The organism is Ktedonospora formicarum (genome assembly GCF_016587355.1).
In the GTDB taxonomy this organism is placed as follows: domain Bacteria; phylum Chloroflexota; class Ktedonobacteria; order Ktedonobacterales; family Ktedonobacteraceae; genus Ktedonobacter; species Ktedonobacter formicarum.
Window position 1 is genome coordinate 163,473 of the sequence record NZ_BNJF01000005.1, and the last position, 21,826, is coordinate 185,298.

Here is a 21,826-nt window from a genome sequence, read left to right on the forward strand (position 1 = left end):
CATTGTTGCGATGTAACATGCCATCCCCTGGTCTCTTAGTTGTTGGACATATGCTAGTTAGGGTTCATTGAGGATACGTGATCCACAGAACCAGTAGTGCAAAAAGCCGTCTACCGAACCAGACCAGTTCCACTTGCGCAAAAATGGCGCGATTTCCTCTTTCAAGTCTGCTTTGCCAATGACACAAGCACTAAATTTGGTGATGAAGAACTCTTTTGTCATCTCTTCTGTAATGTCATAATCTCGTTGAAGGTTCCTGTCCCAACGATCCCCAATGACAAGTACTCCACCCACATCAAAGAGTATAACTTTGGCGTGATTCTCACTCTATTTCCTCTCCAGGCTTGTTGTTGCTCGGCTATTATATAATGCTTCCGCTTTGGCGGTATGAAGATAGATCTAGAAAGAATTATTTTGGGAGGTTTAGAGGTAAATGTTGCAATGGGTGATGATTGATTGGTTTCGCCTCAAGTACTGACCAAAGGGTCAGTTTCCTTCATTCGGGATTGTGTTATGCTCACCGGGCGGGGAAGATTGCTTCTCTACCATAAAAAGGTTCCACGTTCCTGATAAAAGAGGTGTTGATTTGAGTAGATTCTCTGAAGCGGAATTGACATACTTAAAGTCTCAACGTTTGGGGCGGCTGGCAACCGTGAATAAGCATGGAGAGCCACAGGTTGCGGCGGTTGGTTTCCGCTATAATTCTGAATTAGACACTATCGACATTGGCGGCTTTAATATGTCAACATCGCAAAAATTTCGCAATATTGCTCGTAATAGGATGGCAGCGATTGTGATTGATGATGTTTTGCCACCCTGGAAGACACGAAGTCTTGAGATACGAGGTCTGGCAGAGGCGTTATCTGAAGGTGGGTCGGCTTTTACACAGAACTTTGATCCCGCTATCATCCGCATCACTCCCAAACGCATCATCTTTTGGGATTCGGCGGCTGAACCCCTTATAAGCTCCAAGCGCGATGTGGTGGATGATCAGGCATAAGTCCGGTTGTTAAGGCAAGCCAGGGAGAGGCGCTGTCTGTGTGTTCCTCCCTGGTTGAGCCAGCAATAAGCATTTCTTGTGTATTTTTCGCGTTCCTTTCAATATCGCTTCCATTGTCCAATGAGATCTTTCTTCCACTTCTTCTCTTGTACCAGGGAATAGTAAATGAGATCTAGAATTGCCATATAAGAATCGTCTGAAAGGAATATATTAACACATGAAATGTGATCTCGGAGAAATTGAAATCTTCTATGAAACCTATGGTTCTGGTCGACCTATTGTGATGTTACCAGGGCGGCCCAGTGATCATCGTATAATGCTACGGTTTATGGAACCTGTCTTTACGCAGCGCGATGGCTGGTTGCGTATCTATCCCGATTTGCCCGGCTCAGGTCTTACTCCAGGCATGGATCATCTCGCCACACATGATCAAATGCTTGAAACGATGCTAGCGTTTATCGATAAGGTCATACCAGGTCAACGCTTCGTGCTGGCTGGTCTGTCGTATGGAGGATACTTATCTCGTGGCGTACTCTCCCACAGAGCCGCATTAATAGATGGAGTGTTGCTTTGTGCTCCTCAGGTGACTGCCCCGGTTATACAGGACCATCTCCCGCCAAAAAACACACTGGTAGAAGATACAACGCTGGTAGCACAGTTATATCCAGGCCTCGCGGACCTTCTCGTTGTGCAAAGCCCTCTAGTAGTTGAGGCTGCTCATACATTGCAAGCGGAGGTCGCGATTGCCAACCATGCCTTTCAAGAGCGGCTAGCGGCCTCTGATCCCTTCTCCATTGATGTAGATAATTCACATACTCCCTTTGAAGGACCCACACTCATTATCACCGCCCGTCAGGATAATCTATGTGGCTACCGCGATGCCTGGAATCTGCTGGATGCATTCCCAAGAGCAACGTTTGCAGTGCTTGATCGGGCTGGTCATTTTGTGAATATTGAGCAAGATACACTGTGCCACACCCTCATGCAGGAGTGGTTGGACCGCGTGGAAGAAGCCACCAACGTTACCGATCACTCACCAACATTGTGATTCCATTGATTGAGCAATCTTGCGCGTTGGATTGCATTGGGAGGGTTTCACGAAACCATCGATGATGGTCTATGCAAGGATGGTGTGCACGATGCTCTCACCTCCTCTTTTGATTTATTTCCAGCCTCTTGACTCTCCCACAATGGGAGAGTGTATGCTCTTGTCATCGGAAATGAAAGGGGGGGCGATGCTCAGAATAGGTGAATTTGCGCGACTGAGTCAGATATCCATTAAGATGCTGCGTCATTATGATGCTCTTGGTATATTACTCCCTTCGCATATTGATCCTGAAAGTGGGTACCGCTTCTATGAGATGGCTCAGCTTGCGGATGCAGTGAGAATTCTGGCTCTTAAGGATTGTGGCTTCTCTCTAGAAGAGATTGCGCGATTTTTACATACTCAGGATAACGCAAGTATTGAAACCCTTTTACAACAGCGCCTCGTTGCTCAGCAACAAATAGTGGCGACTGAGCAGGCTCGTTTACAGCGTTTGCATGCACGCGTTGAGCAACTTGCCAGTGCTGAGAATGTGCCACGTTATGATGTTGCGCTCAAGCGATCAGAGCCTCTGACCCTCATTGGTGAGCGGCAAAGCGTGGCCTCGACCGAGGAGATTGGTCCCTTTGCTCAGGCGGTGGCGCGACACCTGTTCGAGGTCCATCATGTGGTGTCGAATGGGCCTTTGATTCATCTCTACTTTGAGGAAGACTCAAACGATGAGGCATTGGATCTCTTTGTTGGGACGCCTGCTGCCACTTTACCATATGCTCACGATGGATTGTGTGTGATGCGCCTGCCCGGCGGTGAACTGATGGCATGTGTGATTTATCAGGGCGATTATATAAACATACAGAGGGCTTATGCCGCGCTTGATAGCTGGTTGTCTATGAGCGGTTACCGCGTTAAAGGACCCGCACGCGAGATCTATCATCATAGCCCGGTCCATACAACGGACCCAGAGATGTATTTGACCGAGATTCAGTATTCGATTATCGCTGATAAGGCGATTCCGTAGTACAGGAGGTTGCCCCATGTCATTTCCATTGGTCCCGTTCGAGGGACGTATGAGCTATTGCCTGATCAAGTCTCTCCAAATGGTCCTGGCTCACCAGGGGCATTCCTATTCCTTGCCATGGCTGGAGTGCGTTAGCGGTGAGCCATTTGGCTTTGTCTACGTGCGCGATGGACAGGGCTTCTTTGCGGTGAATGGTTCATTCTATCATCTCGCGGGTGAACAACTGTTGCGTACTCTGAACTATGATTACTCCTATACTGGCTACCCTGATGCTACAGTGGCCCTCGCCGCGCTGGATGAGGCCCTTCGCTCTGGACCAGTTGTCGCGGGTATGCTCGATATGGGCTATCTGACCTATATGCCTAATCATGAGGACTGCCTGGGCTCGGATCATGCTGTCGTTGTGCTAGCACGCCGTTCCGATACGGTCATTGTGCATGATCCCGATGGCTATCCAGCCGTTTCACTTTCCCTGACGGACTTTCTAGAAGCCTGGAAACGCGATGTGTATACAGGCAAGCCATATGGCTTGTGGTGCATTGGTGAGCAGGGGGGGCCGCCAACAGAGGAGGAAGTATGGGGTAAGACATTAACTCGCGCCCGTGAGAATCTCAGCCAGACCATAGAAAGGCTTCCCGGCGACATTGAAATCCACCATGGTCCCAATGCTATGCGCATTCTGGCGGCTGATATGCGCAAGGCCAGTGAGTTTCCTCTGGGTGGGCTACCCTATTTTAATTGGCGCGTGTCGGGGCAACGTTGCCTGGATAGTGCTTTCTTTCTGCGTGAGAAGCTTCCAGTCGCCGCTGCTTTGCGCTGGGAGCAGTGTCAGACCTTTGGTGAGCTTCAAGAGGCGTCATCGCTTAAGAAGCGGGCGATACTGCCCGAATTGCTAGAACGCTTGGCGGAACAGGAGGAGCGTTTTATCGCCTCGCTCAGTGGGGCATAAGAATGCACTAAGGAGAACTAATTACCTGCCGCCAACAGGGTTTAGTTCTCCTTTCTTATAGTTAAGATATGCGAGGCGGCCCTTGCTGGATACGTGCGCGTACCTCGTCTATATTCTGAGTTGACCAGCGAGACTCTAGCCACCAGGTCGCGCCAGCCTCAGCCCAGGGACGTACAATGGATGAGGCTCGTTCCATGTCGTTACCGGGGGTTTCTCCCTCCCAGATGATGTCGAAGGGGGAGGTGCGCCTCTCAGCGATATAGTCGCGCATGACGCGCATTTCTTCGGGTGTCATCGGACCATTCATATTGTTGGGGAGGAGCCCATCATAGCGTAGTGCGCGGGCCATAGATTTTTCGCGTTTCCAGGCTCCAACAACCCAGATAGGGATACGTGGCTGCTGTACTGGCGTCGGCCTGTATGTTAATCCATCCACTTGATAGTGCTTGCCTTTGTAGGTGAAGCTCCGTTCGCTCCACAGGCCTGTAATGATATCCAGGCTCTCATCTAGCAATTCTGCTCGCTCCTTACGGTCTGTGGCCTCTCCTACCTTGCCAAAACCGCCATCGTCCAGTGCGCCGAGTCCTACAGGCAATATCAGACGTCCGTGAGAGAGGTGATCGAGGGTCGTGGCCTCGCGTGCGACTTTCCAGGGACGGCGGCGTGATAATGGCGTAATAATCGCTCCCAGGCGCACCCTCTGCGTGCGCATCGCCATAGCTGCCATTACTACCCAGGGATCATACATCTCAGGCATGGATTCGATATAGATTCCATCCCAATAGAACATTCCATCCCAACCTGCTTCTTCGCCCAGTTGAGCCAGTTCCGCTATCGTATGAATATCCCCTATGGGAATGACAAAGCCGTATTGCATGATGTATCCTCCTTGTGAGCTCATGTTTAAGTACAGAAGAAGTATAGTGCACCATTCATGCCATCCTCTGTCATATTCTGTTCGCATTGTTTCGCTGGCGCGCGGGCTTCCTATATTCATTCACTGGTGTCGTCTGTGAGGGGGCGAAACATAAAGATGTCGGGTCGGGAGACTCCCTGACTCGCACCTTGTGGCGTAATATCAACATAATATAGTTACACTAGTTTTCGATATTTCATATTGCTTATTCCCATTCGGGGGAGAGGATAATTTTGCCAACGAGTGAGCCGGACTCATCGAGCTGATGGGCCTCGGCGGCGCGCGAGAGGGGGAGTCTGAGCGCGACCTTTCCTCTGAGTACACCTCTGCCGAGCCAGTAGTCGATCTGTGAGGCATAGGTATGCAGTTCGTCGATCGTAGCATCAGAGACTGTAAAGCCGTAGATGGAGCAGTTCTTGGTATAGAATGGGCCTACCATTAGCGTCGTTTGATGCTGGGGACCAGCCATGATGATGATGCGCCCTCTTTGCGCGATGGCGTTGAGTGCGCATTCAATCTCAGGGTGGTTGGTAGCGTCCCAATAAACATCAACACCTTGAGGCACGAATTGCTTGATCGCATGATTGACATTCTGTGTCTTGTGATTAATGATCAGGTCCGCGCCCGAATCTTCGCACCATTGCGTTTTCTCAGGGTGGGCAGAGGTAACAATGATGCGTGCCCCATCGCCCGTGCAAGCTGAACAACAGCGGTTCCTATCGCGTCATCCCCACCATTGATGAAGATGCACTCATTGTCGCGTAGGTGGGCTTTGTCAAAAAGCCCAATAATCGCTATCAGCCCAGAGTGTAGCACCGTCACTGCTTCATAGAGGTCGACAGTTGGGGGCAGGTGGTAGAGCATGTTTTCTGCGATACTTACGTATTCGGCGAAGGTTCCTTGTCGCCCATTATAACCCTGATTATTGGCCCATACTCGCTCTCCTGGATGAAAGAGAGAGACATCCTTACCGACTTTCTCTACAATTCCTGTCATATCTCGCCCGATGATAAAAGGGGTGGGGAGCGCGGTTTGGATCACGCCTGAACGAATATCGGTATCCACATTGTTCACAGTTACTGCGGCGACTTTGACGAGGACATCACAAGGGCCAATTGGGGGCGTGGGCAGGTCCCCGTAACGAATGTTGGAGATATCTCCTGTCTGCTGAATATATGCGGCCTTCATGTCGTTCTCCCCTTTATACTGAGCCTTCTATGATTACTCACTCTCCTTCTATTGTAACCGCTAGATTTGCTTCATATGCACAACCTTTACTGTGTAATGCGAGGCAATAAAATAGATCAAGCTCTATTTTATTGCCTCCTGTCTTCCTGCTAGTACGGTTAGTTTCTCATTCATAAGTATTTTTTACCATTTATTCCCAGATTGTCATCTGGGAATGAGTTTGCGAGTCTTTATGTATAAGTAATGTTATGCATTGTGGTGGGCAATGTTTTGAGACGGATTCTGGAGCTAGGTTATATAAGTTTGTTCTCGTAATTCGACCAGGGAGGGGTCGTATGGTTTCAGAGCAACGTGAGCTTCTTGATGAGATACTCGTCAAAATGCGTGTGGGACGTATGAAGCGCCGAACCTTTTTAGAGCGTGCGGCTATTATTGGCCTGGGGGGCACTGCCGCGCTCTCTCTGCTTGAATCCTGTAGCGAGCCTGGAGATGTGATAAATCTCATCTGGCAGAGCGAAAATGACTCCACCAATACCTATGCGCAACTGGTGGAGACCTATAATCAGACTCAGGGGCGAGAGAAAGGCATTTATGTGACCTGGTTACAGGGGCCAGATAGGGATAGTACCCTTTTGACCAGATATACGACAACCTTGGGTACGCGAAGCAATACCTTTGATATTCTCTCACTCGATATTACCTATCCCGCACAATTTGGAACTGCGAAGTGGATTGCGCCCATTACAGAGGATATGTGGCCTCTTAATGAGCGTAAACAACATGTGCGAGGTCCAATCAGTGGCTGCACCTATAAGGGAAAGCTATGGGCGGCTCCCTATCGCATTGATCCCGGCGTGTTCTTCTACCGCACAGATATCGTCGGATCTCCTCCACTCTCCTATGATGAGATGCTTGATTTGAGTAAGGAGCATGTGCCAGCGAAAGCTAAATATGGCTATGTCTGGCAGGGAGGGCAGAACGAAGATCTTGTCTGTAATTTTGTTGAGGTCTTGCATGGCTTTGGGGGGCCGTTTTGGATAGCGGCAGCAATGTGTCGATTAACTCACCCCAGGCTCTGGCTGCTCTCCAGACTATGACAAACTGGGTTGAAACACTCTCACCTTCGCGGGTAACCGACTACTCTAGCGAATCAGCGCGGCTCGCGTGGCAGCGAGGCGAGGCAGTATTTATGCGTAACTGGCCTGAGGCCTATTTTCTTGCCAATGACGCGACGGTATCAACTGTCGAAGGCAAATTCGATATCGCTCCACTTCCACATGGTAAGGATAGGCAGGTCAGCCATTCCACACTAGGGGGATGGAGTCTCGCCATAAACGCCTCTTCTACGAAGCCTGAGGCCGCCTGGAATTTCGTACACTGGATGATTCAGCACGATGCCCAGAAACAGGGAGCGATCAACGCGGGCTGGATGCCCTGCCTGGCAGGCCTCTATGATGATTTTGACCTCACGCATAAATCTCCTCTCTTTGGCAAATTGAAGCCAATTTTACAGGATGCGCTCCCCCGTCCGGTTTCACCTAGGTACACAGAATTATCTGCTGTCTTGCGCAACCATGTATTTGGAGTCTTAAAAGGATGGGAGAAACCTCAGGATGCCTTGAAGAAGATGGAACATGATCTGAGGGCGCTACAACCGTAAAGCTATTTTTCTTGCGACGTGAAACCGTTTATCTGATGATGAGTATGGGTGGAGTTGCTAAGGTAAGCCCACCCATATCCATCAATATTCAGGCTATAGAAGAGCCCCGAGTTGTTACAAATAAATAGCTAAAAATATCTTATTACTGTGTAGCACACAAAAATATGTTGTATCCTGAAAAAAGGCGCATGTCTTACTTGAGCATAGAGGAATTAGATAACCGCTTTAATCTCTGCTAGCGGAAAGGACCGTAGGCTTTGAGAAAACATGCCAGAATGCAGCCAAATGAATTATTATTACGTGAGCGGCAGCGGCGGGGTTGGACCCGGGAATTTGTAGCGGAGCGGATTGGTATTGCTGATCCAAAAACAATAGGACGTTGGGAGCGTGGTGTGGCCTCACCCAGTGCCTATTTCTTGCAGAAGCTATGTGATCTGTATGCCAGGTCGCCTCAGGAGCTAGGACTCTTATATGAAGATGAGGTTGAAGGACGCCATACTGAGGGGCGACTGGAGGATGTACCAACACACGCTTCTTCCTCATACTTTTTGCATGATCCAGCATTGCCCTTGCCTCATATGGAGATGGGTGGGCTTGTGGGGCGTGATTATCCACTTCTCTACCTGCGCGAGCGTCTATGTACTCAGGAGCGCTTCTCCCTGACCGCTCTCTATGGCTTGCCAGGTGTAGGCAAGACGGCATTGGTGATCGCGCTGGCATATGATGAAACCATTGAGCAACGCTTTCAAGATGGTATTCTCTGGGCGTCTTTGGGCCAGGAACCGGACACATTTGACCTCTTGCGGCGTTGGGGAGGGGTGCTGGGGATGGAGCAGGCAATTATTGATCAGTATTCCTCGCCGGGCGAACTGGCGAAGGCGATTCGCACGCGTATAGGTTGGCGTCGTATACTCTTTATCCTGGATGATGTCTGGACGAACGAGGCGGCGATGGCGTTGAAAATAGGTGGCCCCAACTGTTCGTATTTGTTGACGACTCGTATTCCGTGGGTGGCTTCCTCCTTCGCGCATAATGGGGCTTATTATGTCTCTGAATTAGATATGGAGGCCAGCATGGATCTTCTGGAGCGTATGGTGCCAGATATCCACGTCCGGCGTTGGTCAGCCCTGCGCTCAGTCATCTCGACGGCGGGTGGTCTGCCTCTTGTGCTCTACCTCATTGGTAAGTACCTTCAGAGGCAATCATATGGACACCAGTCGCGTCGCCTTCAACGTGCCCTTGCGCATCTCTATCATGCGGAAGCCCGCCTCCAATTAAGTGCGCCACGTACCCTGGTCGAACAACAGAAAGATGGAAGTACTACCTACTCGCTTAGTAGCAGTATGGAGCGAAGTGTCAAGACTCTGGATAAACCCGCGCTTCGTACACTGGCGGCCCTTTCGGTCTTTCCTTCCAAACCACATACTTTTGACGAAGGTGCCGCGCTGGCAGTCTGCCACGGGTTAGGAAATGAAGAGACACTGGATCAGTTATCTGATAGTGGCTTGCTTGAGAGCGAGCGGGGTCGCTATATGCTCCATCCGGTCGTTGCGGAATATGCCAGATCTTGTTATGATCCTGGTGGGGCCTACGAGCGTATGTTGAGCTACTTCTGTGAACTGGTAAAGCGGGAGGCTCCCGAAGCGGAGCGCCTGGAACCAGAAAAGCATAACATTCTTACCGCGCTCAAGATCGCTTGTGAGCGTGATCTACCGGAAGCATTGATTCAGGGCTCAGTCGTCCTTCTCCCAATGCTTCAGCGTTTCGGATTGTACGAGGTAGCTGAGATGTATCTCAAGCGCTCGGAGCGCTTCATTGACCGGACGCGCTAAATCTTAGATTTCCAAGGATTGTTTCTTGATGTCGATAAAACCAACACCATATGCCGATGTTAATGCCCTGTTGGAAAATTTTCTTACAGAATGGCGTACTATTCTCGGGTCGAAGCTTGTGAGTTGCTATCTCTATGGCTCTCTGGTAACAGGCGACTTCGATCTGAATTGCAGTGATATTGATCTGCTAGTGGTTACCTCCCTCCCTCTCAATGAGGAAGAGCTTAAGCGTTTGCGGGAAATGCACCACGACTTTGTGCTTACCAGGATGGAATGGGATAACCGGATTGAAGTTGCCTATCTTTCGCTCACTGCCTTGAAAACCTATCGGACACAGGCGAGCGAGATCGCGATTATCAGCCCTGGCGAGCCTTTCCATACCAAGGAGGCAGGGCGTGAATGGCTGGTGAATTGGTATGTTGTGCGCGAATATGGTAAAACGCTCTTCGGCCCCGCGCCAACGGAGGTGATAGATCCGATTACCAGAACCGAGTATTTCCAGGTGGTCAGAGAGCACGCACAGGCATGGCGTGAGTGGGTGCAGGGGACTACACACCGGGGAGCGCAAGCTTACGCTATTTTGACCATGTGCCGGGCACTCTATACGCTCACAACAGGTGAGGTTGCTTCTAAGAGGCGGGCGGCTGCCTGGGCAGCGCTGGAAGTGCCCGAATGGGCTGGATTGATCAGGCAGGCTCACCACTGGCGAGAGGAGCAACCCTCCGAACCAATCGATCATACTTTCCCTCTGTCCGAAACCCAACGCTTTATCTTCGATATGACCGAACGTTGCAAACAAACACCCCATATGTAGGCGCAGTGCATCAGCCTGCGCCCTCTACTCTCTTTAGTAGAAGAAAGCAAGATCAGAGAAGTTAATCGAAACCTCTTGTTCTACAATGCTGCTAAGGCGTTTGACTAGCAAGAGGAGCGATAGTATGCGTAAAATTATCGTCTACAATATGGTTTCTCTGGATGGATATCATACTGGATTGAATAATGATCCCTCTGTGATGTTTCCAATGATGGGCGATAGAATGTTCAATGGCTATAATGCGGAACTGTTGCGTGAATCTGACACGTTTCTTGTGGGTCGTGTCTCTCACGAATTGTTTCATGGTTACTGGCCCAAGGTCGCCGAAAATCCAGATTCTGATGAGTGGACCGATGAACAAAGGGCGATCATAAAAGAGGGTAAATCTGTCAAAAATGTTGTTGTCTCGGATACTTTGACAGGAAGTTTGCCCGGTTTTCATATTATCAGGCGCGCGAATGCCTATCAAGAGATTGCCGAACTGAAACGTCAGCCCGGCAAAAATATTTTGATAACCGGCAGCAGAACTCTATGGAATGATCTGCTGGCACATGGCCTGATTGATGAGATCCATCTGATGATAGGCAATGTCGTTTTAGGTGAGGGAATACCTGTCTTCGTAGGTACGCCAGATGCAGCGCTGCGAGTCGCCGAGGTTATCCATTGGGAGGGCTCCAATAACGTTCTCATACGCTACGAAGTTCTCCACAAGAGCCAATAAACATCTCTCGTCCTTTCAAAAGATAGGCCCAAGGAAGGCCATCATTGTGTCTCCATGTAGCAGATGTGAGCTGAATTTGTCTCAATGTTTGCATTTTCGGGAGAGCGTTAGAAGACGCTCTCCCGAAAACCTTAAAACATCATGTTAATGGGATTAGCTCTGGGCAGGGCAAGCTAACCACAGCCTATTGCTCGACACCAGATTGTTCAGCAACCTCTTCGTCATTTTCTGTCGTTAGAGGCATGCCCCTGCGCATCGTATCAAGCACACTCTGTAATTCCTCGGAGGTTTTTCCAATCTCCTGTACCAGGCCACTAGATTGAAGCAGAGTAATGGCTTCCTCCAAAGCGCTTATGGCATCAGTTGGAAGCTTTATGTCGCGATAAAGTAAGACCGCCAGTTCGATCAAACTCTGAATTTCGTATTTGGTGAGAGACAACTGTTGAGCTGCTTCACGTGCGGCTGTGAATGTGGCACGTGCCTCTTCGCTCTGATTAAGCCTTGCCTGACATAACGCAAGCATATATTGGAGCTTTGCTTGACTTTCCTCGTCTCCAAGTTCCTGGACAATCGTAAGGGCTTCCTGACAGAGTGGAAGTGCGTCCGCTTCTTGCTCTGTCTGCGTAAGCAGATGTACCTGATGCATAAGTGTTGCTGCTACACCAGCTTTATTGCTCGCAGATCTTGCGATTGAAAGCGCCTGTTCATATATGTTATATGCTTCCTGGAAGTTCTCCTGCTGCACGTAAGATTCCGCTACGTTATTCACAATGAGGATACAGGTGGTCGTATCTCCAACCAGGGTACACAGGTTGAAAGCCTGATCGAAGAGTTGCTTTGCCTCATCATACTTCTCCATCCGCACATAAAGCTCTGCCATGCCATTCAGGGTAATGCCTTCTTCATTCTTATTCCCTGATTCTCTGATGATGGACAAAGCCTGTTCATAGGATGCGAGAGATTCCTCAAGCCGTTTGGTATCCCGATAGACGCCAGCTATATTGGTAAGGGTGATGGCTTCCCCTGTGCGATCCTCCACTTTCTGCCATATAGGCAAGGCTTGTTCTAGCAAAGGGAGGGCCTCATTTGGCTCGCCCATGTCCATATATGTTTCAGCCATGTTATTGAGGGTAATGGGTTCTCCGGCGCGATCACCTTTTTTCTGCCTGATAGACAATGCTTCCTGGTAGAGTTGAAGCGCCGTCTGATGCTGCCCCAGGTAACTGTAGATCTGTGCTAGATGGTTCGTAATTTTTAACTTCAGATCTTGCGCCTTCTTGCCTTTAAGTAATTCCTGAGCTTGCTGGAGCAGTTGTAGACCCCGCAAAACATCTCCCTGGCGGTAGACAACCCAGCCCCAATGGCAAAGATAGGTGGCCTGCTCGATACCTACGAGATATGCGCTCGCGCGCTCAAAATCTTCATCCATGATTTGAGCGAAAGTTGATGCCCATTCATGGCTATCCAGATTGGTGTAGATGCGCTCTAAGAGCGCGGCATATACCGCCCCATAACGTGAGAGCAACTCCTCGCTCGACAGCGCTTGCTCTAAATGGTGCTGGATATAGGGGCGTAATGCCGGTGGGAGAGCATAGACGGAATATGTTACATCGTCCAGCACCGCTGATTTATAGCTCAATAGGCCATGTAGCCAGAGTTGATGGAGTTGATCCGGGATAGATGGGCCCTGCTCTTGCTTTTCCGTTGCGTCAGGCGTAAAAATACTGGTGGCCGTCTCAGACAAAAAGTCTGTATAGAAGATCCACAAGCCGCTCAGGCATTTCTTCAGAGACGGTTCCATGAAATGGAGAGTGGTTTCAATCCAACGATAGAGCCTGCGTTGTTGACCATTTTCAAGGTCCGTGAATTTCTCTTCGGCTTCTTGCAGATGGGCTTCTGCCGCCTCAGTGAAGACATCTAGCGCGATCTTACTCGCGTTAAAAGCGCTCGCCAGCAAGCGTAGGCTAAGTGGGTGTCCATCCAGTTTCTCGCTCAAGCGCTGGGCCAGTGCAAGATCAATCTCGTTTCGGCGCTGGGGAACGCTTTGAGTGAACAGAGCGGCCCCAAAGGTTTCAGAGAGTCCTGATAAATCATAGAGCGTCTCATCAGGCCAACCCAGAAAGATGTGGGAAATCATCAAAATAGTGGCGCTCGTTGAGCTCAGAATTTGATTAATCCACTCCACCAGTTGCAGAGCGATTGGATTGTTAGCCTTTAGCTCTCCAACTAACGTTTCAACATTATCAAGGATCAGCAGGGTACGCTTTTGCGCCAGCCGCTGAAGAATCTGCTTCTCAATCTCCTGAGTGGATGAGCCTCTTTTTGGGGAGATGCCCAGGAAACGAGCTAGCTTGCTTACAAAGGCCGTATGCTTCGGTAAGGGATCTAATGAGAGGGCCCAGACGCCACCGGGCCAGGCCCAGGCGAATCGCTCCACCAGCGCGCGAGCCAGGGCTGATTTGCCCTGCCCACCTCCGGCGTGAAGCGTGAGTAGGCGTGGACGCTGGTCCGCCGTTAAATATGTACCCAACGCCTTGAGATCGCCCTGTCGCCCTTGAAAGATACCTTCAGCGCGGGGAAGCGCACGTATTTCCATTGGTGGGGTGGTATCTTTAATGACTAGACTACCTTCGCGGGATACAAAGCCGGATGCTGGCTCTTGCAGAGATGTATAGAGCACCGGGGCCCCTACCATCCAGAGCCGCTCTCCTCGCGCTAGTTCCAGGCGCGCCTGCAAGAGCGCCTCTTCAACTGACGAACCACGTGCTAGTTCACTATAGAATATCTCAGTGAACACACGTGCGTCACTCTCATATACTGAGAAGCGCATACCGAGCGCGTAGGGAATCTTCTGGTGTACGAGAGACGCCGCCAGATTGCTAAATGCGGTGGGACCCGGCTTCGCGCTCATGCAAGCGCTGAGCGTTACCAGGAAAACAGAACCACGCAGCCGTCGCACCAGATCTTTTGCTGATACTTCATCCAGGTCACCGTTTTCCTGCTCAAAACACAGAAGGGCACCTTCGTCGTTTTGCCCACCGTGTCCAGAAAAGTAGAGTACCAGATCTTTTTGTCCGGCTACCACCTGACGTACCCGTCCCAGAGTAGGGGGCCTCACTCGCTCCAGAGTAATAGCCTGGGGCACATCCCGAATGCTATCTTCCAGGACGTTCCAGTCCGCTGTCATATCAAGTTGGGCTACGTCCTCACTCAGTGGATCGGAAAAAAGCGAAACAATGCGCAAGCCATTCTGTAACACTGGTGGCGCGACCCGGCTTTCCGCTGGTAAGCCGCGCACAAAGTGGCATTCCAGAAGCAGGAAGCCTTCAGAATAATCAGGGAGTTGTGAATCTTCAACGCCATATGAACCATAGGCGTATTCCCAGGGGATTGAGTCGAGTTCAGTGGCTGTCGCGACTAACAACAAGCGTTCTGGGCGGCTAGCAAGCGCGCGGCGCGCGAGAGATCCAGGCGCAAAGAGCGCTTCGTAGAGCTTCTTTCCATAAGCCATTACATCGTCATGTAATGGCATCGATTCTTCGTCCTCTTCAAAATGAAGTGGTTGAGGATCAAAGGTATGCGAGTGTTGTCCATCACAGATCACTGCGACTTCAGTCTCGCTCTGAAGGTGAAGGAGCAATTCCATCTAACTACTCTCCATGTTCAAAAAGATGGTTATGTCGCCAGATTGATGAGGAATGCAAAAGCATCTGATAGCTCTTTCTGATTTTCGTTGAGGCGTCAATCCGGATGGCCCGGGAAAACCAGTGTAATCTAGCCACATACTTGGCATGTTTTACTAGCCAATGCGTGTGAAAAGGTATTCTAAATGCTCTGGCTTACAGGAGTAACAAAAACATCAAGCCCCTAAAACAAAACGATTGTGTGCTCTTGCCCAGCAAGAGCACACAATCGAAAAAGTGGGAATGCTATCCCCCAATCATGCTGGTGATGCGTGCGAAGGCGACGCCGAAGGTGAGCAATGCCAGCACTGTCTGCAATACCATGAAGAATTTGGCCCGTTGTGAAAGCACAACCACATCTGTGGGGCCGAAAGTGGTATTCGTATTGAATGCAAGGAACAGGTAATCAAAGACACCGGGCTTCCAATTATCCCAGCCATGAAAGTCATCCGCCTGCTGTGGGAAGACCAATTCCTTTTTCTTGGAATCAAAGTTCCTTCTTCCCCACTTGAGATCGAGGAACCAGTACCATGCGGCAAAGATCACCATGATCATGAACCAGATGAGAAGAACATTCCAGACCAGTGCACCAAGGTCACTGCCATTCTTGCTTTGATATTGTCCCAATGTATATACGAGGACTGTGTTGACGATAGCGATATAAAGCGTGGCGAGGGAGAGGGCGATACCAAGAATGAATCTCATCAATCGCATCTGTCCAATGATCCAGGCAAGTGCGAGAACAGCGAATGGTGTGAGAAAGATAAGCATGTCTGGGAGAAAAGAATTATCCCCCGGATCGTCAGGGCCTACAAATGTTGCTACTGCGGGTATTGCAAATAATTTATCAAAGACGTTAACCGAGTAATCCACGAAGAAGCACAGAGCATAAATAACGAGGATAATGATCAGTGACTTCCATGAACTTGCTCGTTTGAAGGTCGATTCTTTTTGGCTTTCTTCAGCATGTCCTTGCTGTAAAGATTGTTCCATAAATGAATTCTCTCCTTATGAATGAGTCGTGGTGTCACTCAAAGAGCAACTGGAAATAGAAATTGAACGATGGAACTTTATATTGTTCCTTACTATTCTCATTCTGTTGACTGGTGAACATAATCACACATGGCATTACTCAGTTGCTCTGAGTGCCTTATTTTATACAATTGCTTGTTTTATAGATGACTACTAATGTATATGTGTATATATATCAGCAGCTCTATACCAGCAACTCTATAAAAGTAAGTAACAGTAGAAACGGCAGGCTAATAATACCATATGTACCAGTGTTTGATAACCAATCTAGATAAAAATCCTAGTTGTCTATACTGCCAGTTTGTATGTATAAGGTGAGGTTTTATGTCATGAACGTGTTAAAGTTATGACACAAAATTCGCGAGAGCATCGTCTATGCTCTCGCGTCACCGTTTGATGTCAAAGTATAAGATCTTATGCAAAAAACAACCCTCATTCGAGGGCACGGCGTTGTTAATCGTAGCGCTCAGGTTTCCTTATAAATATAAGTAAAAGTGAATGAGAACTCAACTACGCACATTTATGTGCGTATACATTACACTAAAATAGGAGTGTAATATACATTATGCTAGCGTGCTATTTTAGAGGTAGAAGCATACTCCTCTGCGAGGAGCCCAAAGATAAGTGTATTTCGTAACGAGCCATCAGGGGTGCTCCCATCATGACGCAGATGCCCTTCCTGTGTGAAGCCAAGGCGATGCGCGACGGAAGCGCTACGGACATTTCTGGCGTCACAGCGGATCTCAAGGCGCTGGACCTTGAGCGAAGTGAAGGCGAATTCTATCAAAAGTTTGAGCCCTGCCGAAAGGTAACCATGCCCCTCAGCGGATGCGCTCAGCCAGTAACCTATCTCAAAGTAGCCAATCTCCCAGGTGCGGGGATGGAGTCCGGTACCACCAAGGAACCGTCCAGATTCTCTCTCCCAGATACTTAAATTTATATCTTCGCGCATCACCCATCGGGCTCGTACCACGTTAATCCAATTCAGTGTTTCCTCTATGGTCTGGTGTTTGTCGGCAAAGGGGAGCCAGGGGCGCAGGTGCTCGCGCGATTCATTGACGGCGTCAAAAAGTGCCTGGGCGTCGCTTTTTCTATATGGGCGCACAATAATGCGGTCGTCGTGAAGTTCATCGAAGAGGGGGGTAAGTGAACGGTAAGCGAGTATGCTCATGTACTATCCTTTCGTGATTGGTCCATTGCGTCTAATCGGAAGAGGTGAATATTTTCAAGTATACCTGCTGGGCTTGGATGATGACAACTCAACGAAGTGTGATCGATAGAGGGAACAGTTGCCAAGACATCTCTTGTGTAATAGCTGCCGGTGTTATTGTTGAGCCTATAAAGAGTTCTGCATTATCAGCAGAGAGTAGTGTGATCGATAGCAAAAACATTGATATGAAGAAGTGTGATGTTTACACGAAACGGTAGAGGGGAGAAAAACGAAAACCAGCCTGTTCATGAACAGGCTGGTTTTGCGAGATAAATGCCTACCAGGCGGGAGCCCAAATCCCAAATTCATTGTCATCAAGGTCTCTGAATTGTGCCCATTTGCCCCAGGGTTGAGTGCTCGGTTCCACGGTTAGAGTGACACCGCGCTCTTTGAGTGTCGAGCAGGTTTCCTCTAGATTATCGGTATGCAGGACAAAGCCTGTCATGCCTGTTCTGTCGCTGGCGCTCTGCCCACGCAGACCGAGCATGATGTGGGTCTGCCCGCCGGGAAGCGCAACTTCTACCCAGCGCTCAGTTTCGCTCATGGGCTGGTCGTCGATTTTTTCGAAGCCAAGTTTGTTAACGTAGAAATCGAGGGCTTTATCCTGGTTGCTAACGCCTACTGTAATGGTTCCAATTTTCGTGAACATGTTTTTCTATCCCTTCCAATGATTGCTCATAGTCATGTCTACCAGCGGTTTCCGTCGCATGAGTTATTAATTCAACCAGAATAGTATACCCTCATTGGACTAGGAAAACTTCTCGAATCTTGCGCTCTTTCCGAAAGGGAAAATACAGGCGGGATAGTAGAGCAGTGCTTCACTATCCCGCGTCTCTCTAACTCTAATATCAAAGCCATGCAGGTCAGGCGGATTTGCTGGGCTGTTGTTGCTGTTCGGCTTTTTGGAGAGCGACCGCGCTATTGATGAGGGCGATATGCGTCAAAGCCTGGGGATAGTTGCCGAGTGAGAGCGTGCTACCGGGGGCGACCTCTTCGGAGAAGAGTCCCAGAGGACTCGCGCAGGTTAGCACAAGCTCGAAGAGGCGGCGAGCCTCATCGAGGCGTCCCTGGCGTGCCAGATTCTCGACCAGCCAGAATGTGCAACTCGTAAATGTTCCTTCATCGCCATTCAGGCCGTCTTCGTTGCGATAACGATAGACGAAACCCTGGGGATCGGTCAGCTTCTCAAGCGTGCGCTCAACGGTGGCGAGCATCCGCGAATCGTTGGCATCGATGAAGCCTACCAGGGGCATGATCAGATTGGAGGCGTCGAGCGAGGTGTCTTCGTAGCGCTGCGTAAAGCTTTGGAGGACAGGGTTGTAGCCATGTGCCAGGACATCTTCGCGGATCTGAGCGCGTACCTCTTGCCAGCGCTCCAGGTCGGCGGGAAGATGAAACTGTTGGGCCATGCGCACGCCACGGTCAAGTGCCACCCAGCACATGACTTTGGAGTGTACGAATTGCGAAGGATCTCCGCGTACCTCCCAGATGCCATTATCGGTATCCTTCCAGTGTGCGCAGACATGTTCGATCAGGGTACGCATCAGCATCCAGAGTGGACCGTTGGGCTGTTCGCCATAGCGGTCAAAGCTGCCACTATTCCAGTAGAGATGGATGCAGTCAATCATCTCGCCGAAGACGTCAAGCTGCTTCTGTTGAGCCGCCTCATTACCTATGCGTACGGGCTGGGAGTCACGATAGCCGCTAAGATGTGTGAGTAACTCCTCTGGTAGCTCGCGTTCGCCGCGCAGCCCATACATGATTTGCAGTTCCTCGCCATCATTATAGGAGAGGTGGAGCAGCCAGCGCGTGAAGGCGCGTGTCTCTTCAGTAAAGCCGAGCATATTGAGGGCGTAAAGGGTAAAGGCGGAGTCGCGTAGCCAGGTATAGCGGTAATCCCAGTTGCGCATGCCACCTAGTTCCTCTGGGAGTGATGTTGTAGGAGCCGCCACAATCGCACCTGTGGGGGCATAACTTAACATTTTCAGTGCCAGGGCACTACGCTTGACCCAATCTTTATATGGGCCATTATATTCGGTCTGGGCGATCCATTTGCGCCAGCAGGAAAGCGTATGCGCCAATTCCCAGTCAAAGTTACGTTGCAGGAGATCCCATTCGACGAGGCGACGTACCGCGCGAGGGCTGCGCCCAACGCCAAGTGCGAAGGTCAGACGCTCGCCTTCATAAAGCTTGAAGCTCGCGGTCACAGTCGCATATTCGTCTTGCTCTCCCTGCTCGCATTGGATGCTGAAGGAATCTATATCGCGAATGCCAAGAATTGCCAGTCCAACATGTTGCTTCTCACTGGTGATGATCACGCCGCTCTGGTTCTCGACGAGGCTAACCGTAGCAGGGGTGCCAGCATAATTGGGAGTCACCTTGAGATGCATATTCAGGGTCATCTCGCCATCGAGACAGCTAATAACACGCACAAGTGAATGGCAGGAACCATTCTCTCGCGCCCAGGTATTATTATTGAGCGTACGATATGTCCAGGCGCTCAAGTCCTCGACAGGCATAAAGTCTGTAAGGACCGCTCGCCCGAGTTCGCCAGTAAAGGTCGTCTGTAGTACGTTGGTATCGGGTATATAGCGTTGTTTGCCGCCGATATTTGTATCCACAGGCGCGATCTGGAAGTACCCTCCACGTTCCGCGTCTAGCAAGCGACAAAAAACAGCCGGGCTGTCGAAATCTGGGAAACAGCCCCAATCTATTGAGCCATCAGGGGCGACCAATGCCGCTGAGTGGCAGTCGCCGATGACGCCATAGCTATTGATCTGTTGATAGTGCCGTATCTGTTGTTTGTCTGTGACCATGTGATCCAAATCCCCTCTAGACATGGCTCTTGTGTTCTGGCGATGTGGGCAGTGATGTGGGCTAGGTTGAGCTTGCTCTCGACGCTGATGCTCAACCATAAGATAGGAAAAGTATGGAAGATTGTTTGGTGAGAATAAAGGGCTTTTGGGGGGCTAGTAATAGGCTACTATAGGCGGTTTACACAAGCTAAATGGAGATTGTGAGCCATTTCACAGGCAAAGGGGGAAGATTAGGATTAGGCTGTCATACAACCCCTATGCATGGTAGTCATTAAGAATAGAAGGCATGCATTGTAGGTTCACGACATTTAAAAAAGGCTAACCTTCTGGCGTAAAGTGGTGAGATCAAGACATAATTTCAATTCTTCGCGGAGTTCTCTCGACGCTTCGTGAGGAAACTTCGTAGAATTTATTTAATGTTTTCAGTGCTTATACCCCTCGTAGGGTCAAGGAATGTGTATGGGGAACAGGGCTTCCAGCCTGATTCCCTGGTATTCCCTGGCCCTGCGAGCCGTTCAAGGCGGCGAGAGGTCCTGAGTAGTCGCGTCCATTAAAAAATCCTAGATCAGAGAAACGCTCATGAAGAAAGTTACAATCGCGCTGATAGGCGCGGGCTCTCGGGGGATGGAGAGTTATGGAACCTATGCGCTCAAGAATCCCTATGAGCTTGAATTTGTTGCCGTCGCTGACGCAAACCCGGCTCGGCTTAGCAAGTTTCAACAATTGCACCATGTTCCAGAGGAGCGTGCGTTTAGCGATTGGCGCGACCTTCTAAGCCAGCCCAAACTTGCCGATGCGGTCCTGATTTGTACACAGGACCGAATGCACTATGAGCCGGCGATGGCGGCGCTCCAAGCGGGCTATCATGTCTTGCTAGAGAAGCCAATGTCGCCTGATCCTCAAGAATGTGTGCGCATGGGGGCATACGCGGCGGAAGTTGGTCGTGTCTTCTCTATCTGTCATGTGTTACGCTTCACTAGTTTCTTTAGCGCGCTCAAGCGCCTGTTGGACGAGGATGCGATTGGGCGTCTAATCTCAATTGAACATAGCGAAAACGTCGCCTTCTGGCACTACGCGCATAGTTATGTGCGTGGCAACTGGCGCAATACCGCGCTCTCTAGCCCGATGATTCTGGCGAAGTCCTGCCACGATATGGATATCCTGCTGTGGCTCGCGGGCGCGGACTGTGTACGCCTCTCCTCCTTTGGTACGCTTACCCATTTCCGTGAGGAGAACGCGCCTCCCGGAGCGCCTATGCGCTGCACCGATGGCTGCCCGGCTGCGCACAATTGCGCCTATTTCGCTCCTAAATTCTATCTGAATGGTGACGATGCCTGGCCCAAATCGGTTATTAGTTCTGACATCAGCGATAAGGGTATCATGAAGGCTCTGGAAGAGGGACCATACGGGCGCTGCGTCTATCATTGTGATAACGATGTCGTTGATCACCAGGTCGTGAATATGCTCTTCGCCAACGACATAACCGCCGTCTTCACCATGAGCGCCTTTACCGATGATGTCACGCGTAAGATCAAGCTTATGGGTACGAAGGGCGAGATGTGGGGAACGATGGCGCGTGAAACCAATCGTATCGAGATCAAAGAATTTGTGAGTGGGACCCATAAGGTTATTGAGCTACCCAACGAGGGTGGTCCACAGGGGCATGGTGGTGGTGATTATGGAATCATCCGTGACTTCCTGCGTCTGGTACGCAGCGATGGTCGCGAGACGGGTCTGACCGCCGCTACAACCTCCGTACAGAGCCATCTGATGGCCTTTGCTGCTGAGGAAGCACGCCTGAAGAACAGTGTAATCGAAATGAACGAGTATGGTCGTCGCTGGGGCTTTGAGCGTCTCGCCGAAGCCGCCCAATCCACCACGACGGAGTTGGATGCCGCCAGTTTGCCTAACGCCTAGTGCTATTACCAAGGAGGGCGCGCAC

At 50.2% G+C, this 21,826-nt stretch carries 19 protein-coding genes; 10 read left to right on the top strand and 9 right to left on the bottom strand.

Features of this window, described 5'->3' with window-relative positions; translation table 11 throughout:
* Positions 1-57: 57 nt before the first annotated feature.
* Positions 58-294 (bottom strand): hypothetical protein, encoded by a 237-nt coding sequence (locus K3T82_RS36995; protein WP_220198524.1) that lies wholly within the window; start codon positions 292-294, stop codon positions 58-60.
* Between the two features lie 292 nt (positions 295-586).
* Here K3T82_RS36995 and K3T82_RS37000 point away from each other — a divergent pair, with 292 nt between their 5' ends.
* The 4 genes from K3T82_RS37000 (at position 587) to K3T82_RS37015 (ending at position 4,012) form a co-directional block, all read left to right on the top strand.
* Positions 587-1,000, top strand: a complete 414-nt coding sequence (locus K3T82_RS37000; RefSeq protein ID WP_220198525.1) for a PPOX class F420-dependent oxidoreductase — start codon at positions 587-589, stop codon at positions 998-1,000.
* Between the two features lie 217 nt (positions 1,001-1,217).
* The gene (locus K3T82_RS37005) at positions 1,218-2,048 is read left to right on the top strand and encodes an alpha/beta fold hydrolase (RefSeq protein ID WP_220198526.1); all 831 of its coding nucleotides are present in this window, start codon (positions 1,218-1,220) and stop codon (positions 2,046-2,048) included.
* A 187-nt stretch (positions 2,049-2,235) separates the two neighbouring features.
* Positions 2,236-3,063 carry a MerR family transcriptional regulator gene (locus K3T82_RS37010; RefSeq protein WP_220198527.1) on the top strand — a complete coding sequence of 276 codons (828 nt, stop codon included), beginning with the start codon at positions 2,236-2,238 and terminating at the stop codon, positions 3,061-3,063.
* A gap of 16 nt (positions 3,064-3,079) precedes the next feature.
* Complete coding sequence (locus tag K3T82_RS37015) at positions 3,080-4,012, top strand: BtrH N-terminal domain-containing protein (RefSeq protein ID WP_220198528.1); 933 nt, start codon at positions 3,080-3,082, stop codon at positions 4,010-4,012.
* 61 nt (positions 4,013-4,073) lie between these two features.
* On the opposite strand, the gene K3T82_RS37020 is transcribed toward K3T82_RS37015, so the two are convergent.
* From K3T82_RS37020 to K3T82_RS37030, 3 genes are all read right to left on the bottom strand, one after another.
* Positions 4,074-4,889, bottom strand: coding sequence for an LLM class flavin-dependent oxidoreductase (locus K3T82_RS37020; RefSeq protein ID WP_220198529.1), 816 nt, complete (start codon positions 4,887-4,889; stop codon positions 4,074-4,076).
* 244 nt (positions 4,890-5,133) lie between these two features.
* Entirely contained in the window at positions 5,134-5,604 is a 471-nt protein-coding gene (locus K3T82_RS37025; protein ID WP_220198734.1) for a zinc-binding dehydrogenase, read from the bottom strand.
* Positions 5,541-6,116, bottom strand: a complete 576-nt coding sequence (locus K3T82_RS37030) for an alcohol dehydrogenase catalytic domain-containing protein (RefSeq protein ID WP_220198530.1) — start codon at positions 6,114-6,116, stop codon at positions 5,541-5,543. Before K3T82_RS37030 ends, K3T82_RS37025 begins: the two co-directional genes overlap by 64 nt.
* A gap of 335 nt (positions 6,117-6,451) precedes the next feature.
* Between K3T82_RS37030 and K3T82_RS37035 the strand changes: the two genes are divergently transcribed.
* The 5 genes from K3T82_RS37035 to K3T82_RS37055 all read left to right on the top strand — a co-directional run bounded on the left by K3T82_RS37035 (position 6,452) and on the right by K3T82_RS37055 (position 11,143).
* The gene (locus K3T82_RS37035; RefSeq protein WP_220198531.1) at positions 6,452-7,213 is read left to right on the top strand and encodes a type 2 periplasmic-binding domain-containing protein; all 762 of its coding nucleotides are present in this window, start codon (positions 6,452-6,454) and stop codon (positions 7,211-7,213) included.
* Entirely contained in the window at positions 7,168-7,776 is a 609-nt protein-coding gene (locus K3T82_RS37040) for an extracellular solute-binding protein (RefSeq protein ID WP_220198532.1), read from the top strand. The genes K3T82_RS37035 and K3T82_RS37040 overlap by 46 nt, the downstream gene beginning before the upstream one ends.
* Positions 7,777-8,051: 275 nt before the next feature.
* Complete coding sequence (locus K3T82_RS37045; RefSeq protein WP_220198533.1) at positions 8,052-9,608, top strand: XRE family transcriptional regulator; 1,557 nt, start codon at positions 8,052-8,054, stop codon at positions 9,606-9,608.
* Positions 9,609-9,636: 28 nt separating this feature from the next.
* On the top strand, positions 9,637-10,422 hold the full coding sequence (locus K3T82_RS37050; RefSeq protein WP_220198534.1) for an aminoglycoside adenylyltransferase domain-containing protein: 786 nt from the start codon (positions 9,637-9,639) through the stop codon (positions 10,420-10,422).
* A gap of 124 nt (positions 10,423-10,546) precedes the next feature.
* Complete coding sequence (locus K3T82_RS37055; RefSeq protein WP_220198535.1) at positions 10,547-11,143, top strand: dihydrofolate reductase family protein; 597 nt, start codon at positions 10,547-10,549, stop codon at positions 11,141-11,143.
* 184 nt (positions 11,144-11,327) lie between these two features.
* Here the strand turns inward: K3T82_RS37055 and K3T82_RS37060 are convergent, their stop codons facing one another.
* The 5 genes from K3T82_RS37060 to K3T82_RS37080 form a co-directional block, all read right to left on the bottom strand.
* The gene (locus K3T82_RS37060) at positions 11,328-14,789 is read right to left on the bottom strand and encodes a CHAT domain-containing tetratricopeptide repeat protein (protein WP_220198536.1); all 3,462 of its coding nucleotides are present in this window, start codon (positions 14,787-14,789) and stop codon (positions 11,328-11,330) included.
* 283 nt (positions 14,790-15,072) lie between these two features.
* On the bottom strand, positions 15,073-15,819 hold the full coding sequence (locus K3T82_RS37065) for a DUF1345 domain-containing protein (RefSeq protein WP_220198537.1): 747 nt from the start codon (positions 15,817-15,819) through the stop codon (positions 15,073-15,075).
* Positions 15,820-16,426: 607 nt separating this feature from the next.
* Positions 16,427-17,029, bottom strand: coding sequence for a GNAT family N-acetyltransferase (locus tag K3T82_RS37070; RefSeq protein WP_220198538.1), 603 nt, complete (start codon positions 17,027-17,029; stop codon positions 16,427-16,429).
* A gap of 316 nt (positions 17,030-17,345) precedes the next feature.
* Positions 17,346-17,717, bottom strand: a complete 372-nt coding sequence (locus K3T82_RS37075; RefSeq protein ID WP_220198539.1) for a VOC family protein — start codon at positions 17,715-17,717, stop codon at positions 17,346-17,348.
* Between the two features lie 214 nt (positions 17,718-17,931).
* Positions 17,932-19,884 (bottom strand): glycoside hydrolase family 15 protein, encoded by a 1,953-nt coding sequence (locus K3T82_RS37080; protein WP_220198540.1) that lies wholly within the window; start codon positions 19,882-19,884, stop codon positions 17,932-17,934.
* A gap of 579 nt (positions 19,885-20,463) precedes the next feature.
* Here K3T82_RS37080 and K3T82_RS37085 point away from each other — a divergent pair.
* On the top strand, positions 20,464-21,801 hold the full coding sequence (locus tag K3T82_RS37085) for a Gfo/Idh/MocA family protein (protein WP_220198541.1): 1,338 nt from the start codon (positions 20,464-20,466) through the stop codon (positions 21,799-21,801).
* The last annotated feature ends 25 nt before the right edge of the window (positions 21,802-21,826 follow it).

Bases quoted from the DNA above. Each gene is read 5' to 3' on its own strand.
- K3T82_RS37020 (WP_220198529.1), bottom strand. From the start codon at position 4,889: ATGCAATACGGCTTTGTCATTCCCATAGGGGATATTCATACGATAGCG.
- K3T82_RS37075 (WP_220198539.1), bottom strand. From the start codon at position 17,717: ATGTTCACGAAAATTGGAACCATTACAGTAGGCGTTAGCAACCAGGAT.
- K3T82_RS37045 (WP_220198533.1), top strand. From the start codon at position 8,052: ATGCAGCCAAATGAATTATTATTACGTGAGCGGCAGCGGCGGGGTTGG.
- K3T82_RS37010 (WP_220198527.1), top strand. From the start codon at position 2,236: ATGCTCAGAATAGGTGAATTTGCGCGACTGAGTCAGATATCCATTAAG.
- K3T82_RS37070 (WP_220198538.1), bottom strand. From the start codon at position 17,029: ATGAGCATACTCGCTTACCGTTCACTTACCCCCCTCTTCGATGAACTT.
- K3T82_RS37080 (WP_220198540.1), bottom strand. From the start codon at position 19,884: ATGGTCACAGACAAACAACAGATACGGCACTATCAACAGATCAATAGC.
- K3T82_RS37055 (WP_220198535.1), top strand. From the start codon at position 10,547: ATGCGTAAAATTATCGTCTACAATATGGTTTCTCTGGATGGATATCAT.
- K3T82_RS37005 (WP_220198526.1), top strand. From the start codon at position 1,218: ATGAAATGTGATCTCGGAGAAATTGAAATCTTCTATGAAACCTATGGT.
- K3T82_RS37030 (WP_220198530.1), bottom strand. From the start codon at position 6,116: ATGAAGGCCGCATATATTCAGCAGACAGGAGATATCTCCAACATTCGT.
- K3T82_RS37060 (WP_220198536.1), bottom strand. From the start codon at position 14,789: ATGGAATTGCTCCTTCACCTTCAGAGCGAGACTGAAGTCGCAGTGATC.
- K3T82_RS37015 (WP_220198528.1), top strand. From the start codon at position 3,080: ATGTCATTTCCATTGGTCCCGTTCGAGGGACGTATGAGCTATTGCCTG.
- K3T82_RS37065 (WP_220198537.1), bottom strand. From the start codon at position 15,819: ATGGAACAATCTTTACAGCAAGGACATGCTGAAGAAAGCCAAAAAGAA.
- K3T82_RS37050 (WP_220198534.1), top strand. From the start codon at position 9,637: ATGTCGATAAAACCAACACCATATGCCGATGTTAATGCCCTGTTGGAA.
- K3T82_RS37085 (WP_220198541.1), top strand. From the start codon at position 20,464: ATGAAGAAAGTTACAATCGCGCTGATAGGCGCGGGCTCTCGGGGGATG.
- K3T82_RS37035 (WP_220198531.1), top strand. From the start codon at position 6,452: ATGGTTTCAGAGCAACGTGAGCTTCTTGATGAGATACTCGTCAAAATG.